This window comes from Cupriavidus sp. UYPR2.512 (assembly GCF_000379565.1).
Classification (GTDB): domain Bacteria; phylum Pseudomonadota; class Gammaproteobacteria; order Burkholderiales; family Burkholderiaceae; genus Cupriavidus.
Genome location: NZ_KB903075.1, coordinates 217,052 through 231,429, shown reverse-complemented (window position 1 = coordinate 231,429; position 14,378 = coordinate 217,052). Strand labels below are relative to the sequence as shown.

Here is a 14,378-nt window from a genome sequence, read left to right as displayed (position 1 = left end):
AGACGCCGGAATTGCTCCTACAAGGGCCCCCAGGCGTGACGGGACCCTTGGTGCCAGATACTGACGATGGCGGGAGCCGGGGGTGGCATGCCAATGCAGGTTGGCTTCGCGCATGGCCAGGTAGATTTGGGGTACGGTGAGCAGATATGGCATGCAGTCTGAAGACCATCGCCCTGTGAGTGGCGATGGCAGCCCGGATGGGAGCCTGGAACGACATATGCGTGGGACTCTGGTCAGCCCGCCGGCAGATGGCGGGTCCTGATCAGCGCCGCGGACATTGCATCTGCCATGGCCCAGGCCGGATGACCGCGGCAGTCATGGAGACGACCATGCCAAGGGCATCGACTATCGCCCACGCCAGGGCGGACAAGAAAGCGGGCAAGGCGCCGACCACCCAGGCCGGCAATTTCGTTCACGACGAGATCGAAGCTGTGCGCAAGGGCAAGCACGGCGTGCGTTCCGCCAAGCAGGCCATTGCAATCGGCTTGTCCGAGGCGCGCCGCGCAGGCGTGGATGTGCCGCCGAAGAAGGGCGCTGCCAAGGCGGCCAAGTCAGGCGAGAGCAAAGCCGCGCCGCGGCGGGCCAGCTCGGAAAGCACGGCAAAGCGCGCCAGCGCCGCACTGAAGGCGCTCAAGCGCGAGGGCACCGCTGGGGCTTCTCCCAAGGCGCTGTCTGCCCAGGCCAAGCGCGCGGCAGGTACGCATACCGCAGCCGAGCGCTCCGCCGCCGCCAAGAAGGCCGCCAGCACCAAAGGGGCAGCGGGCCGCTCCGAGGCGGCCCGCAAGGCCGCACGTACCCGCGCGGCCGGGAAGGGGTCGGCGCGCTAGCGCGACTGCATTGAGATAAACGCACACCAAGCTGGTCATCAGGCGGTGTCGGACGGAGAGCCTGCCGGGCACCGCCGCGCCGCGTGGTGCGGCCGCCTGCCTACCCGCCGCGCATCCAAGGCAGGTGATGAAACGGCTACCCGTCGATCCCTTTCGACACCCTTGCAAGGCAGCCCTCGGGAAAACCCGCATCAAGCCCCTGTCTTGAAATGCCCGTACCCCGTCCCTATAATTAGCACTCGTCAGGGGTGAGTGCTAACAGCTCCTGCGACACCTGAACATTTCTGACGGCCGTCGCTCCGGTAGCCGGCCCGATTTGTGATTAAAAACTCACTTTTTGTATCTAGGAGTCCGTATGAATCTGCGTCCTTTGCACGACCGCGTGATCGTGAAGCGTCTGGACAACGAAACCAAGACCGCGTCCGGTATCGTGATTCCCGACAATGCTGCCGAGAAGCCCGATCAAGGCGAAGTGCTCGCCGTCGGTCCCGGCAAGAAGGATGACAAGGGCAACAACATTGTCCTCGACGTCAAGGTGGGTGACCGGGTGCTGTTCGGCAAGTATGCCGGCCAGGCCGTGAAGGTCGAAGGCCAGGAACTGCTGGTCATGCGCGAAGAAGACATCATGGCCGTGGTGAACAAGTAATCACTTGTTGACGACTACCACCGTACAGATTTAGGAGAATCAGAACATGGCAGCAAAAGACGTAGTGTTTGGCGACGCCGCCCGTGCCAAGATGGTCGAAGGCGTGAACATCCTCGCCAACGCAGTGAAGGTTACCCTGGGTCCGAAGGGCCGCAACGTGGTGCTGGAGCGCAGCTTCGGCGGCCCGACCGTGACCAAGGACGGCGTGTCCGTGGCCAAGGAAATCGAGCTGAAGGACAAGCTGCAGAACATGGGCGCCCAGATGGTCAAGGAAGTGGCTTCCAAGACCAGCGACAACGCCGGTGACGGTACCACCACCGCAACCGTGCTGGCCCAGTCGATCGTGCGCGAAGGCATGAAGTTCGTCGCCGCCGGCATGAACCCGATGGACCTGAAGCGCGGCATCGACAAGGCTGTCGCCGCCGCCGTTGAAGAGCTGAAGAAGGTCAGCAAGCCGACCACCACCAGCAAGGAAATCGCCCAGGTTGGCGCGATCTCGGCCAACAGCGACACCTCGATCGGTGAGCGCATTGCCGAAGCCATGGACAAGGTCGGCAAGGAAGGCGTGATCACCGTCGAAGACGGCAAGTCGCTGGCCGACGAGCTGGAAGTCGTGGAAGGCATGCAGTTCGACCGCGGCTACCTGTCGCCGTACTTCATCAACAACCCGGAAAAGCAGGTTGTCCAGCTGGACAGCCCGTTCGTGCTGCTGTTCGACAAGAAGGTCTCGAACATCCGCGATCTGCTGCCGGTGCTGGAGCAAGTGGCCAAGGCTGGCCGCCCGCTGCTGATCATCGCTGAAGACGTCGAAGGCGAAGCCCTGGCGACCCTGGTGGTGAACAACATCCGTGGCATCCTGAAGACCGCCGCCGTCAAGGCCCCGGGCTTCGGCGACCGCCGCAAGGCCATGCTGGAAGACATCGCCATCCTGACCGGCGGCACCGTCATCGCTGAAGAAATCGGCCTGACGCTGGAAAAGGCTACCCTGAACGACCTGGGCCAGGCCAAGCGCATCGAAATCGGCAAGGAAAACACCATCATCATCGATGGCGCCGGCGACGCAGGTGCGATCGAAGGCCGCGTGAAGCAAATCCGCGCCCAGATCGAAGAAGCGACCTCGGACTACGACCGTGAAAAGCTGCAAGAGCGCGTGGCCAAGCTGGCCGGCGGTGTTGCCGTGATCAAGGTTGGCGCTGCCACCGAAGTCGAAATGAAGGAAAAGAAGGCCCGCGTGGAAGACGCCCTGCACGCCACCCGCGCTGCGGTGGAAGAAGGCATCGTCCCCGGCGGCGGTGTGGCCCTGCTGCGTGCCCGCGCTGCGATTTCGGCACTGACCGGTGAAAACCCGGACCAGAACGCCGGCATCAAGATCGTGCTGCGCGCCATGGAAGAGCCGCTGCGCCAGATCGTGCTGAACGCTGGTGAAGAAGCTTCGGTCGTCGTTGCCAAGGTCATCGAAGGCAAGGGCAACTACGGCTACAACGCGGCTTCGGGCGAGTACGGGGACCTGGTGGAAATGGGCGTGCTGGATCCGACCAAGGTCACCCGCACCGCACTGCAGAACGCCGCTTCGGTGGCTTCGCTGATGCTGACCACGGACTGCGCAGTTGCCGAATCGCCGAAGGAAGAGTCGGCTCCGGCAATGCCGGGCGGCATGGGCGGCATGGGCGGCATGGAAGGCATGATGTAAATCATCGCCGGCCGACTGCCCTTACGGGCGGGCTGTCTTGGAAAACCCCCGCGGGTGCGAGCCCGCGGGGGTTTTTCTTTGTGCGCCCAGCATACAAGCCCGACGACCTCAACCATTCCAACCGCCTGGTGCGGATCCGCATGCCAGGTGGTGTGGGAGGGGACCGGTCAGATTACCTGACCGCCCCTATCCCGATTGGGTCGCAGTACCAGTCGGGCGCGGCGGCGCTCAGGTCAAAAGTCGAACATTGCGGACCCGGTGGCACCTGTAGCTGCGGCGCTGCAGGACGGCCTGTCCGTGACAAGCGAGCGGCCGAGGTATGAATCAAATCTGCAACGCATGTCGTTGCTAGTGGAGCCCACTTCCCACTCCCTATTAGATCTGAGTAGGTGTAGCAAGCGGCAATTTCTAGCCTGGTAAGTGATCTTGATCGCACCACTAGACCGATGTATGCCGTTTTGAGCAGGCCACGAACTGGAAGCGAGACCCCACTGGCCGCGGTTCCGATATCCCGCCATGTTCTCCGGCGAGTCCTCAGCCGGCCGGGACTCTACCTACTGATTCCGCCATTGGGCCGATACCAATTGCCGTTGGCATGTCCAAGAATGCTTGTACGAAGCTAGGTATCGGGAAGCCCCGGCGTAGTCAGCCGGATGCCTATCTGGGTCGCTGGCAGCCATGGCGCCCGGCTATGACGCGGGCCTGGGAGCGCATTCCCGCTTTCCGCCCAAGCCGGGTGCTCATATCTCTTGTCCGAGGGCGATGCATATGTCCAGGTATAACAAAAAGAGCGAAAGAGGGGTCATTCTTCCAATTGTGGGCCTGACCCTGGCCGTGTTGCTGGGCATGGCCGGACTGGTCATCGACCTGGGCGCGATGTTTGTCGCGAAGACGGAGTTGCAGTCCGCTGTCGATAGCTGCGCGCTGGCGGCAGCGCAGGAACTTGATGGGACGGCGGATGCCCTGACAAGGGCCACCAGCGCCGGACTGACCGCCGGGAACGCCAACAAGGTCAAGTATCAGAACAGCTCCGCGGCTATCGTCGATACTGACGTAACGTTCAGCGACACGCTCAGCGGTTCCTACAGTTCGAGCTTTACGCCGGTGGCAAATGCGCGCTACGCCAAATGCAATCACGCTACCTCGGGAATTGCAGCCTACCTGATTCAGATGGTCGGAGGTCCGACCAGCACCGCTGTCACTGCGGTGGGTGTCGCGACCCGGACTCATGCTCAGAGCACTTGCCCGATTCCGGTCGCCCTGCTTCCCAAAACGGGGGCTAGCGCGCCCGACTATGGGTTTACGGCTGGCGATTGGGTGACTGTGCTATACGACGGCACCAAGACGGCCTCTCCTGGGGAAATGGGCTGGTACAACCTCGATGGGTCAACGAACGCCAACGAGACCAAACAAGAAATGGCTGTCGGGTACTGCAACTCCAAGGTCAACGATACGGTTGGAACCCCGGGGGCCAAGGTGGCCGTAGATGACCAGTGGAACAGCCGCTTCGGCATCTACAAAAACAACGGCGACAAGTCGGTCATGCGGCCGGACTTTACGGGTTACGCCTATACGAGCAAGAACTGGCCAAACGGCAAGCAGGCGTATTCCGGTTCGTCGGGTGGTACCGATCCAGCAGCGACCAATTTCAAGAGCAAGCGGCTCACATACGCGAGCTATGCGGACACGGGCACCAGTGTCGCAGCTGGCGACGCGATCACCGATCTGAACATGCTGGGTGGCTATAAGGATCTGGCGACACCAGGTGGCACTGGCGACCATGCGAAGCTGGGTATGAGCCGCCGCCTCGTGATCGTTCCGGTGGTCTCGGCCGCCTCAAAAGTGGTCGATTTTGCTTGCATGCTCATGTTGCAACCGATTGGCGGACCTACCGATACGGTTCAGTTCGAGTATCTGGGCAATGCCGCAACGATCAGTAGTCCCTGCACGACAAATGGTCTCGCCGGCGGCAATTTTGGTCCCATGATCCCGGCTCTTGTTCAGTAGGGGAAATCGATGAAGAAGCGACAAAAGGGTGTAGCACTCGTCGAGCTAGCCATCACTATCGCCTTGCTGCTCGCAATCTGCTTCGGCCTCACGGAGTTTGGCCGTGCCATTTACACATACAACACGCTGACGAAGTCGGTTCGTGATGGGGCGCGCTACCTGAGCACACAGGCGGCGGGCAGCGTGACAGCGCACGCCATGGCGAAGCAGCTGGTCGTCTACGGCACGCCGGTTGCGACCGACACCCAGCCGGCCCTGGTGCCGGGCCTGAATACCAGCATGGTGGCCATCTGCGATGCGGCAGATCCGGCATGCACTCTCAACATGGGCCAAGGGAGCAACCCCGCAATCAATACGGTAACCGTCCGCGTTACCGGCTATACCTTCACCCCTATCCTCGACCTGCTCGGATTTACGAGGTTCTATACCGGCGGCAGCGCTTCCCTTACCTCTATTCCCTTTGGCGATATCTCCGCTACGATGAGGCAAGCTTATGAATAGGCATCAGAGAGGTACGACAGCGGTTGAGTTCGCCATCGTGGCAGTGCTATTTTTTTCGATACTGCTTGGCATACTGGAATTCGGCCGGGTGCTATATACCTGGAATGCTGTCGCAGAAGCAACCCGCTGGGGCGCGAGGCAGGCGGTAGTCTGCGGCCGAGGATCGCTATCAGTCCTCGACCGAATGCAGCAAATTCTGCCCAGCCTCAACTCCTCCAATGTTTCCGTCGACTGGTACGATGCAGGCGGACTCAGTGCCAGCTGCGACAGCGCTTCCTGCACGGGCGTTGCTGTCACCGTGACGGGATTGAGCATTTCCCCGGTTTCTCCGGCATCCTGGGTCGGTTTTTCCAGCCTGGCAGTGCCCGGATTCCTGACTTACCTTCCGCGGGAGATCATGGGGCAGGATGCCGGGAGTAGCGCCGTCTGCGGCAGCTAGGACCCGGGCTAATTAAGCCCCTGCCGGCGCAAACCGGCGGGGGCTTCTTGCTTGGTCTCGCAATGCCTGCGCAGGGCCTGCGCGGGCATCAGATGTCGACGACGCAGCCCCAGTCGAAGCGCGGATTCTCCGGCGTGCCGGTGCGGCGGCTGACATAGCCGCGCGGGTTGCAGACCACGCGCGAATCGTCGATGCAGTAGTCGAAGCTGGTGTGGGTGTGGCCGTGGATCCACAAATCCGCCTGCGCCACCAGGTCGGGCCGCCGCGACAGGAAGCCGCCCGAGACCAGATCGTGCGCATAGCGTGGATCCAGGCTACCCAGGTCAGGGCCGTGGTGCGTGACCACCACGGTCTTGCCATCGTAAGGCTGGGCCAGTTGCGCCGCCAGCCAATCCGACGCAGCCTGGTGGCGCGCCAGCGCATCCTGCGGCGTGAAATGACGCAGCCGGCCATCGTCGCCGAGCTCGATCAGGCGGTGATCCAGCATCACCGCCGCGCAAGCCCGCATTGCATCCTCACGCCGCTCGGTGCCAAACAGCGTGTAGTCCGTCCACCAAGTGGTGCCGATAACGCGCACGCGCCCATCTGGGCCGTCGAACTCAGCTACCCCGCTGTTGAGCAGATGCATCCCCGGATGCGTCGCGGCGGCATCGGCCATCAGCCGGTCTACAGCTTCGAAGTTGCTTTCGTAGTACTCATGGTTGCCCGGCACGTAGACCACCGGCTGGCCGAACGTGCGCGCCGCCCAGTCGAGGCCGTCGCGTCCGTTGGCGATATCGCCGGCCAGCACCACGATGTCGGCATCGCAGGCGGGTACTGCTTCCGGCATGTTGTGTTCGATGTGGAGGTCGCTCAGGATGCGTAGCTTCATGGGGACTCCGGAGGCGAATGGGGCTCGCCGCATGGGCCGCGGCCGCGGCATGGGGACTGCCTGCATTCTTAAGAAGGCGGCCGGCCTGGTCAAGTCCCACGATATGCGGCGGGAAATCAAAAAGCAAAAAGGCCCGGAACCAGGTCCGGGCAAGTGACTGTCTTGCCGGCATTGCACCGGGAGACAGCCGGGGGAAACGATCGCGGTTTCCCGGGTGTTTTACCCGCCCTGTCCGGTCATGGTCGGCAGCAGGACGCGATAGATCTGGATAAAGGCGGGGCCCAGCAGCACCAGGAGCAGCGATGGGAAAATGGTGAAGATCAGCGGGAACAGCAGCTTCAGCGCAATCTTGGCGGCCTGTTCCTCAGCCCGCATGCGGCGCTTGGTGCGCAGCATGTCGGACAGTACGCGCAGCGAGTCGCCCAGGCTGGTGCCGAAGCGGTCGGCCTGGATCAGCATGGAGGCAAACTTGTCCACGTCCTCCACGCCGGTGCGCAACGACAGGTTCGACAGGGCCTTTTCCTTCGAGAAGCCCGAGCGCAGCTCCAGCAGCATCAGCTGGACTTCATCGGCCAGCACCGGGCAGCGAAGCGCGAGCTCGTCGGCCACGCGCATCAGCGCGGCATCCAGCCCGAGCCCGGCCTCTACGCAGACCGTCAGCAGGTCGATCATATCGGGGAACTCTTCGAACACCGTGCGTTGGCGTTGTGCCACCTTTCGCGTCAGCACGATGTTCGGCAGGTAATAGCCGATTGCTCCCAGCACCGCCAGCAACAAGAGCATGACTTGCTGGTCCTGCAGTTCCGGCTGACCGCTGGCAGCCAGCAGCCCGATCATTGGCAGAGCGACGGCCAGGACGGTCTTGGCCGCGAAGTATAACGATGCGGCGCTGGCGCTCCGCCAGCCGGCATTCATGAACCGCACGCGCAGCTGTGAATGCTCCCAGCCTTCCTTGGGCAGCGACAGGCGCGAGACAGGCTGCGACCATTGCACCAGCTTCTCGACCCAGGCGTGTCGGCGCTCCGGCTCCGCCCCAAGCTGGCCGCCCTGGCCGGCGATTTGTTCGGCCCGCCCGCGCATGCGGTTTGGCGAGAATACATAAAGCACACCGAACACCGTGCCGAACGCGGCCACAAAGATCAGCGCAAGCACGAAAAACTGGTCGGTCTGAAACCCCTGGATAATGCCTTGCATGATGGACTCCCGTCAGGATGGCTGTCCAAGCCCTGCTTCTTAGAGCACTGCCTGTTTTAATACAGCACCTCGGTCACACTCATACCCGGATCCGGATAATTTTGCGCATCCAAAGCACGCCGAAGGTCATCGATACAAGCGCGCTACCGATCAGCTGCAACCCGATCGGGTCTTCCCACAGCACCCTCATGAATCCTGGATTGACCAGCAGGATCATTCCTGCAGTGCAGAAGGGCAGCAGTCCGAGCACCCAGGCGGACATCTTGCCTTCCGCGGACAGCACGCGGATCTTGTCGAACAGCTTCAGGCGGTCGCGCACCATGGTGCCGATGGTGTCGAGGATCTCCGCCAGATTGCCGCCGCTTTCGCGCTGGATCAGTACCGCGATCACGAAGTAGCGCAGGTCGCCCACCGGCACGCGGATGGCCAGGTTGGTCATGGCTTCATCCAGCGCCACGCCGTAATTGATCTCTTCGAAGGTCGTGCGAAACTCCGGCCCGATGGGCGCCTTCATTTCCTGTCCGACCATGCCCAGCGCCCCACTGAACGAGTGACCGGCGCGCAGCGCGCGGCTGATCATGTCGACGGCATCGGGGAGTTGCGCTTCCATCAATTTGAGCCGCTTGGCGCGCAGGCGCGTCACATATAGCACAGGCAGCGAAGCAGCCAGCGCCGCACAGGCCAGCAACAGCGGCGCCGGCACCGGCAGCAGCGGGATCAGTGCCGCCGTGCACAGCGCTACCATTGCACAGTAGCCCAGCAACTGCGCCACCGACCAGGTGCTGCCGGATTGCGCCAGCCAGCGATCCAGTGCGCCGATGCGCGGTACGCTCATCAGCCACTGCTGCATGCGCGGCGAGTCGGCAAGCAGACGTTTCTTCAGGATCGATAACTGCTCGGCGCTGACGTGCCCTCCCGCCGAAAGCGCCCGCAGCCTCGCCTCGATACGCTTGGCCGCCGGGCCGTGGGCGTTGTTCCACCAGAGGTAGATGCCCTCGACGCAGAGCACCACGGCTACGAACAGCAGGATGCCGAAGGCGTAGAAGATTGTGCTCATGTGTAGCTCCCCGGATTGTCTGTCGTTATATCGGTGCAGGCGGTTCAGACTTCGTAGCGCTTGGCGGGGTCATAGGTTTCGTCCGGCAGCCCAACGCCGAACACGCGCAGCCGCTCGGCAAACTTGGGATACACCCCAGTCGCCCGGAAATTGCCGCGAACCGTGCCATCCTTGTCCACGCCGGTGCGCTGGAAGGTGAAGACCTCTTGCATGTTGATGATGTCGCCCTCCATGCCAGTGATCTCCTGGATGCTGATGATCTTGCGCCGTCCGTCGGTCATGCGCGCCGCCTGCACGATGACCGTGATGGCCGAGGCGATCTGCTGGCGCATGGCCTTGGCCGGCATGGTCAGGCCGGCCATGCTGACCATGTTTTCCAGGCGCGTCAGCGCATCGCGCGGCGTGTTGGCGTGGATGGTGGTCAGCGAGCCCTCATGGCCGGTGTTCATGGCGTTGAGCATGTCCAGGGCCTCCCCTCCGCGTACTTCGCCGAGAATGATGCGGTCCGGGCGCATGCGCAGGGCGTTGCGCACGAGCGCGCGCTGCGTGATCTCCCCCTTGCCCTCGATATTGGGCGGCCGCGTTTCCAGCCGCAGCACATGGGGCTGGCGCAGCTGCAGTTCTGCGGCGTCCTCGATGGTGACCACACGCTCGTCTTCGGGGATGAAACCGGACAGGATGTTCAGCAGAGTGGTCTTGCCGCTGCCGGTACCGCCCGACACCAGCACATTGACCTTGGCGTGCGACAGCGCCTGCAGCAACTGCGCCATCGGCGGCGTCAGGCTGCGCAGGTTCACCAGGTCGGCCACCTGAAGCGGATTCACGGAAAAGCGCCGGATCGACAATAGCGGGCCGTCGATGGCCGATGGCGGGATGATGGCGTTGACGCGCGAGCCATCGGGCAGGCGCGCGTCCACCATCGGACTGGTCTCATCAATGCGGCGCCCCACGCGCGACACGATCTTCTCGATTACCTTCATCAGGTGGGCGTCATCGTAGAACACCACGTCGGTCAGCTCCAGCTTGCCGCGCCGCTCCACGTAGGTCTGGTGCGCGGTGTTGACCAGGATGTCTGACACCGTGGGGTCCTTCAGCAGCGGCTCGAGCGGGCCGAAACCGAACATTTCGTCGTAAATCTCCACCGTCAGCTGACGGCGCTCGTTGTCATTGAGCAGCACCTTCTGTTCGTCGATGATCAGGTTGACCAGTGCGGCGATCTCCTGCCGCACCTGCTCCTGTGGATAACGGGCCAGACGCTCGAGTTCCACGCGGTCAAGCACGGTCTCGTGCACGTCCCGCTTGAGCTGGTGGTATCCGCCCGAGGCGGAGGCAGCCGACGTTGAAAACTGGATCGCGGCGTGGCCGTTGGCAGTGAAGGCGGGCCCGGCACCGGCCAGTTGTTCGCGGATGGACATGGTGGACTCCTCGTTTTCGGGTTCTGTTGACCGGGGCTTGGCCGGTTGCAATCCTTGCAATCAGGTGTTCTTCGCGCGCAGCATCAGGCGGCGCAGCGGCGATACGGCTTCCGGCCGGCTGCGCCGCTCGGCTTCCGGCCCGGCGCACAGCTGCGTGGCCATCGCCTGCAGCGCGCGCGCCATGGTGCTGCGCCGGCTCAGCTTGGCGACGGGCTCGCCATGGCTGACCGCTTCGTCCACTGCGGCAGGATCGTCTGGCAGGGTAAAGGCGACCTTCATGCCGAAGATCTCTTCCATGGTCGCGCGCGGCATCTCGTTCTTGCGGCCGCTGCGGTTCAGCACTAGACGGATCTTGTCGGCGGAGTAGTGCAGCGCGCGCAGAATATCGAGCAGGCGGCGCCCCGGCCGCCCGAAGGCAATGGCGGGTTCGGTCACTACGCAGATGCGATCGCTGTGGTCCAGCACGCAGATCGACAGCGGATCGATACTCTGGCCCAGGTCGAAGATCACGAAGTCATAGGCAGGCTGCACCACCGACAGGATCCACTCCAGCTTGTCTTTCTGGATCTGGCCGGCCTTGACCGGATCGGCCGCGCCCGCGAGCATGTCGAAGCCGTTGTCCACGTGCACCAGGCAGGCTTCCAGGAAGGCGGCATCCATGCGGTCGATCTGGCTGCAGATATCGGGCAGTGTGGAAGGCGGCGCCTTGTCGCTGACGATATAGGTCAGGTCACCGAAATGCCGGTTCAGGTCGACCACCAGCACGCGCTTGCCCAGGTGCCGGGCCAACGCATCGCCCAGGTTGGCCGCCACGAAGCTGGTGCCCGCGCCGCCCTTGCACGAGATCATCGAGATCACCTGGCCAGTCTCCTGCGTGCGTGGCACATGGGTGGCTTCCACGCGCTTGAGCGCTTCGGTGAGCTGTCCCCTGTCCAGCGGCCACGACAGCACATCGCGAATGCCGGCACGCATGGCCTTGATCAGCACGTCGGAGCTGGGCGCCTGCGTGATCAGGATACAGGGCAGGTCGGGGTGCTGCTGGCGCAGTGTCTCGATGGCCTGCATCTGCGATGCGCTGATGGCCGGCAACTCCAGGATAAGCAGGTCGGCCATGCGCATGCGGCTGGCATGATACGGGAAGCGTGCCGGGCCCTCCTGCAGCGACATGGCCTGGAAGTTGCCGACGACGGTGCTGAGCCGGTTGATCTCGGCCAGCCGGTCGGCGTCTTCGGATGCGATCAGGATCTTGAGCATGTTGCTATCTCCAGTTTCGATGCCACCTGTGCAATTCGCCCTCCAATCTCGGCGCGCGAGCGTGGGTGGGAGAAGTGGCATGGAAAGCTTGATTTGAAAGATTCCGAGTAGAGGGGCAGGAGGTTATGCCAGCAAGGCTCGTCGATACCAAGTCGTATGCCGAGCTTCACCCGCGTCGCGGAGAGTGCATGCCGAGCCACGATCCTTAGCGCGAGCCGCCATTCATGCCCACGCCGCCGTAACCGCCGGCGCCGAAGTCGATGGTGAAGTTGGGCGCGGCGTTACCTTGTTGGGCACCTATAAGCGACCGGTCGAAGTTCCTCATAGCCGCCACCGCCGTCTTGCCATCAGTACCGGTGACGGTTGGCAGGCCGGCGGGGGCGTCCGGGTTAATGATCTGCAGCTGTGTGATGGTGGCCAGCGCCACGCCGCGCTGGCCATCCCACACCGGCGTCGAGGTCATGCAGGCCGACAGGCCCAGGCAGGCCAGGCTGCCCAGAACCAGGACAGCGGTGCCGCGCGAAAGCTTCAGGGTCTTGTTCATGGTCGTTCTCCGATTCTGCTGGTGGGGCGGCGGATCAGTTGCCGCCCGATGCGGTGCGTCCGGCCGTAGCCGCGGCCCTGGCCTGGGCCAGGCGGGCGGCGGTGGCTTCGATGCGGGCAATGCGCCCGGCCGTGTCTTCGGCCGGTGGCGCAGCCGCCGTGCTGCGGGTCGCCGCCGGGGCGGGCAGGGCAGGGCGCGTGCCTGCCGCCGCCGCCGGTTCGCGTGCGGCCGGCGCCGGCTCGTCCAGCGGCTTGCCGTTCGGCACGGCCGAGATCGAGGTGGCGGGCGTACCTTCGCTGCGCGGTGCCGCGGGCGGCACGGCGGGTGCTGCGGCTGGTGCGGCAGGCTGTGACGGCGCAGGCGCGGGCTGCGGCGTACGCTTGCCGTCGCCTTCCATGTTGCCCATGAAGTAGAGCGACAGCTGGTTGGGCGTGGAGAAGCTGTCGGTCGGCAGCGGGTAGTTGTTGGTCTGCATCGGCTTGACCAGGCGCGGCGTGATGATGAACACCAGTTCGGTCAGGTCCTGCTGGTACTGCGTGCTGCGGAACAGCGTGCCCAGCACCGGCACTTCGCCGGCACCCGGCAGTGCCTTGAGCGAGCCGCGCGCGCTGTCCGTCAGCAGGCCGCCGATGGCGAAGCTCTCGCCATCGCGCATCTGCACGGTGGTGGAGGCGCGGCGGGTGGTAATCACCGGCAGCACGGTCTGGCCGGCCAGGGTGCCGCCGCGTACGGTAGCGCCGGTAGGCGACAGCTCGGACACTTCGGGTGCCACTTTCAGGTGGATGCGGCCATTGGCCAGCACCGTAGGCGTGAACTTCAGCCCGACGCCGAACTCCTCTTCCTGCAGCGTGACCGTCCCAGCCCCGTTAAGCACGTTGGCCTGTGCCACCGGGATATAGATCTTGCCGCCGGCGAGGAAGCTCGCTTCCTGGCCGCTGATGGTGACCAGGTTCGGTTCGGCCAGGATCTTGACCAGGCTGTCGTTCTTCTGCGCATCGATGGCGAACTCGAACGGCCGGTTGTTAGCCTTGCTGCCGAAGAAGGCCGCCGAAGCGCCGGTCAGCAATGACGTTACCAGCGCGCCGCTCCATGAGCCGAAGCCGCCCTGCAGATTCACCGCAGAGCCGAGCTGGTTCAGCAGCGTCTTGGAGACCTCTGCGACCTTTACTTCCAGCATCACCTGCTGCGGGGTGTCGACCGACAGCATGTTCAGCACATTGCCCTTCTTGTTGGCATCGCCGCCATGCGCCGCATTGGCGTAGGCCTGGGCGATCTCCATCGCTTGCTGTGCGGCCTGTGCGTTGGTTACGCTCCCGGTCAGCACCAGGTTGTCGGCGGCCGTGGTCACGCGGATGCCGGACTCGCCTGGCAGCAACTGGCTGAGCGAGGTCTGCAATCCGCCGGCGTCGGCATTGACCACCACATTGATGATGCTGCAACTGCCGCTGCGGCCTTGCACGATCATGTTGGTGGTGCCCACTGTCCGGCCCAGGACATAGAGCGTCTGTGGCGACACCATGGTGGCTTGCACTACGTTGGGATTGCCCAGGGTACGGTTGCGTACCGCCTCCGGCAGGGTGATCAGCTGTGATTTGCCGACCGGCACTACCACGGTCGATTCACTGCGAATGGAACCGGTGCAGTTAGGGCCGCGAGCATCTGCGGAAGGCGCCGGCGGCGCCGACGTGGCCGGCGCGCTCGCTCCGGGCGTCATGCTGATGGTCATCTGCATCGGGCCCTGGGGCGCCTTGGAGGCAGCCGGTGCGATCGCCTTGGTCAGGTTGCCTGCCTCGATGGCAGTCTGTGCCGCCGCGGCCAGCGGCGTGCAGAGAATGGTGGCCAGCACCAGGATGCGGGTGCTGCCTGCGGCTTCAGATCGTTTCTGGTTCATTTTGAATCTCCCCCCGGAGAGGCTGTGTAGCAGCTCAGAATT

General features: G+C 63.7%; 13 protein-coding genes and 1 pseudogene. 7 read left to right on the top strand and 7 right to left on the bottom strand.

The genetic code is table 11. The features are described 5' to 3' along the window. Nucleotides 1-329 precede the first annotated feature (329 nt). The 7 genes and pseudogenes from A3A5_RS0121185 (at nt 330) to A3A5_RS45770 (ending at nt 6,110) form a co-directional block, all read left to right on the top strand. Nucleotides 330-827, top strand: a complete 498-nt coding sequence (locus tag A3A5_RS0121185; RefSeq protein WP_018312525.1) for a DUF6496 domain-containing protein — start codon at nt 330-332, stop codon at nt 825-827. Between the two features lie 355 nt (nt 828-1,182). Beyond that, on the top strand, nt 1,183-1,473 hold the full coding sequence (groES, locus tag A3A5_RS0121180; protein ID WP_018312524.1) for a co-chaperone GroES: 291 nt from the start codon (nt 1,183-1,185) through the stop codon (nt 1,471-1,473). Between the two features lie 46 nt (nt 1,474-1,519). Next, nucleotides 1,520-3,163: a chaperonin GroEL gene (gene groL / locus A3A5_RS0121175; protein WP_018312523.1), complete on the top strand. Its 1,644-nt coding sequence runs from the start codon at nt 1,520-1,522 to the stop codon at nt 3,161-3,163. 768 nt (nt 3,164-3,931) lie between these two features. Beyond that, nucleotides 3,932-5,170, top strand: a complete 1,239-nt coding sequence (locus A3A5_RS0121170; protein ID WP_018312522.1) for a pilus assembly protein TadG-related protein — start codon at nt 3,932-3,934, stop codon at nt 5,168-5,170. 9 nt (nt 5,171-5,179) lie between these two features. After that, entirely contained in the window at nt 5,180-5,671 is a 492-nt protein-coding gene (locus A3A5_RS0121165) for a TadE/TadG family type IV pilus assembly protein (protein ID WP_018312521.1), read from the top strand. Further along, nucleotides 5,664-5,798: pseudogene (locus A3A5_RS45775) on the top strand (TadE/TadG family type IV pilus assembly protein); the annotation flags it as partial. The gene A3A5_RS0121165 and the pseudogene A3A5_RS45775, both read left to right, overlap by 8 nt. Nucleotides 5,799-5,855: 57 nt before the next feature. Then, nucleotides 5,856-6,110, top strand: coding sequence for a hypothetical protein (locus A3A5_RS45770; protein ID WP_369797804.1), 255 nt, complete (start codon nt 5,856-5,858; stop codon nt 6,108-6,110). A gap of 88 nt (nt 6,111-6,198) precedes the next feature. On the opposite strand, the gene A3A5_RS0121155 is transcribed toward A3A5_RS45770, so the two are convergent. The 7 genes from A3A5_RS0121155 to A3A5_RS0121125 form a co-directional block, all read right to left on the bottom strand. After that, on the bottom strand, nt 6,199-6,981 hold the full coding sequence (locus tag A3A5_RS0121155) for a metallophosphoesterase (protein ID WP_018312519.1): 783 nt from the start codon (nt 6,979-6,981) through the stop codon (nt 6,199-6,201). Between the two features lie 219 nt (nt 6,982-7,200). Beyond that, entirely contained in the window at nt 7,201-8,175 is a 975-nt protein-coding gene (locus A3A5_RS0121150; protein WP_018312518.1) for a type II secretion system F family protein, read from the bottom strand. A gap of 79 nt (nt 8,176-8,254) precedes the next feature. Next, on the bottom strand, nt 8,255-9,232 hold the full coding sequence (locus A3A5_RS0121145) for a type II secretion system F family protein (RefSeq protein WP_018312517.1): 978 nt from the start codon (nt 9,230-9,232) through the stop codon (nt 8,255-8,257). Between the two features lie 44 nt (nt 9,233-9,276). After that, nucleotides 9,277-10,647 carry a CpaF family protein gene (locus A3A5_RS0121140; protein WP_018312516.1) on the bottom strand — a complete coding sequence of 457 codons (1,371 nt, stop codon included), beginning with the start codon at nt 10,645-10,647 and terminating at the stop codon, nt 9,277-9,279. Nucleotides 10,648-10,707: 60 nt separating this feature from the next. Then, the gene (locus tag A3A5_RS0121135) at nt 10,708-11,901 is read right to left on the bottom strand and encodes an AAA family ATPase (protein ID WP_018312515.1); all 1,194 of its coding nucleotides are present in this window, start codon (nt 11,899-11,901) and stop codon (nt 10,708-10,710) included. Nucleotides 11,902-12,106: 205 nt separating this feature from the next. After that, entirely contained in the window at nt 12,107-12,445 is a 339-nt protein-coding gene (locus A3A5_RS0121130) for a hypothetical protein (RefSeq protein ID WP_018312514.1), read from the bottom strand. A gap of 34 nt (nt 12,446-12,479) precedes the next feature. Beyond that, nucleotides 12,480-14,336, bottom strand: coding sequence for a type II and III secretion system protein family protein (locus tag A3A5_RS0121125; RefSeq protein ID WP_018312513.1), 1,857 nt, complete (start codon nt 14,334-14,336; stop codon nt 12,480-12,482). Nucleotides 14,337-14,378 lie beyond the last annotated feature (42 nt).

What these genes read in the sequence shown, in the direction of transcription:
- A3A5_RS0121185 (WP_018312525.1), top strand. Translation starts at nt 330, where the DNA reads ATGCCAAGGGCATCGACTATCGCCCACGCCAGGGCGGACAAGAAAGCG.
- groES (WP_018312524.1), top strand. Translation starts at nt 1,183, where the DNA reads ATGAATCTGCGTCCTTTGCACGACCGCGTGATCGTGAAGCGTCTGGAC.
- groL (WP_018312523.1), top strand. Translation starts at nt 1,520, where the DNA reads ATGGCAGCAAAAGACGTAGTGTTTGGCGACGCCGCCCGTGCCAAGATG.
- A3A5_RS0121170 (WP_018312522.1), top strand. Translation starts at nt 3,932, where the DNA reads ATGTCCAGGTATAACAAAAAGAGCGAAAGAGGGGTCATTCTTCCAATT.
- A3A5_RS0121165 (WP_018312521.1), top strand. Translation starts at nt 5,180, where the DNA reads ATGAAGAAGCGACAAAAGGGTGTAGCACTCGTCGAGCTAGCCATCACT.
- A3A5_RS45770 (WP_369797804.1), top strand. Translation starts at nt 5,856, where the DNA reads ATGCAGCAAATTCTGCCCAGCCTCAACTCCTCCAATGTTTCCGTCGAC.
- A3A5_RS0121155 (WP_018312519.1), bottom strand. Translation starts at nt 6,981, where the DNA reads ATGAAGCTACGCATCCTGAGCGACCTCCACATCGAACACAACATGCCG.
- A3A5_RS0121150 (WP_018312518.1), bottom strand. Translation starts at nt 8,175, where the DNA reads ATGCAAGGCATTATCCAGGGGTTTCAGACCGACCAGTTTTTCGTGCTT.
- A3A5_RS0121145 (WP_018312517.1), bottom strand. Translation starts at nt 9,232, where the DNA reads ATGAGCACAATCTTCTACGCCTTCGGCATCCTGCTGTTCGTAGCCGTG.
- A3A5_RS0121140 (WP_018312516.1), bottom strand. Translation starts at nt 10,647, where the DNA reads ATGTCCATCCGCGAACAACTGGCCGGTGCCGGGCCCGCCTTCACTGCC.
- A3A5_RS0121135 (WP_018312515.1), bottom strand. Translation starts at nt 11,901, where the DNA reads ATGCTCAAGATCCTGATCGCATCCGAAGACGCCGACCGGCTGGCCGAG.
- A3A5_RS0121130 (WP_018312514.1), bottom strand. Translation starts at nt 12,445, where the DNA reads ATGAACAAGACCCTGAAGCTTTCGCGCGGCACCGCTGTCCTGGTTCTG.
- A3A5_RS0121125 (WP_018312513.1), bottom strand. Translation starts at nt 14,336, where the DNA reads ATGAACCAGAAACGATCTGAAGCCGCAGGCAGCACCCGCATCCTGGTG.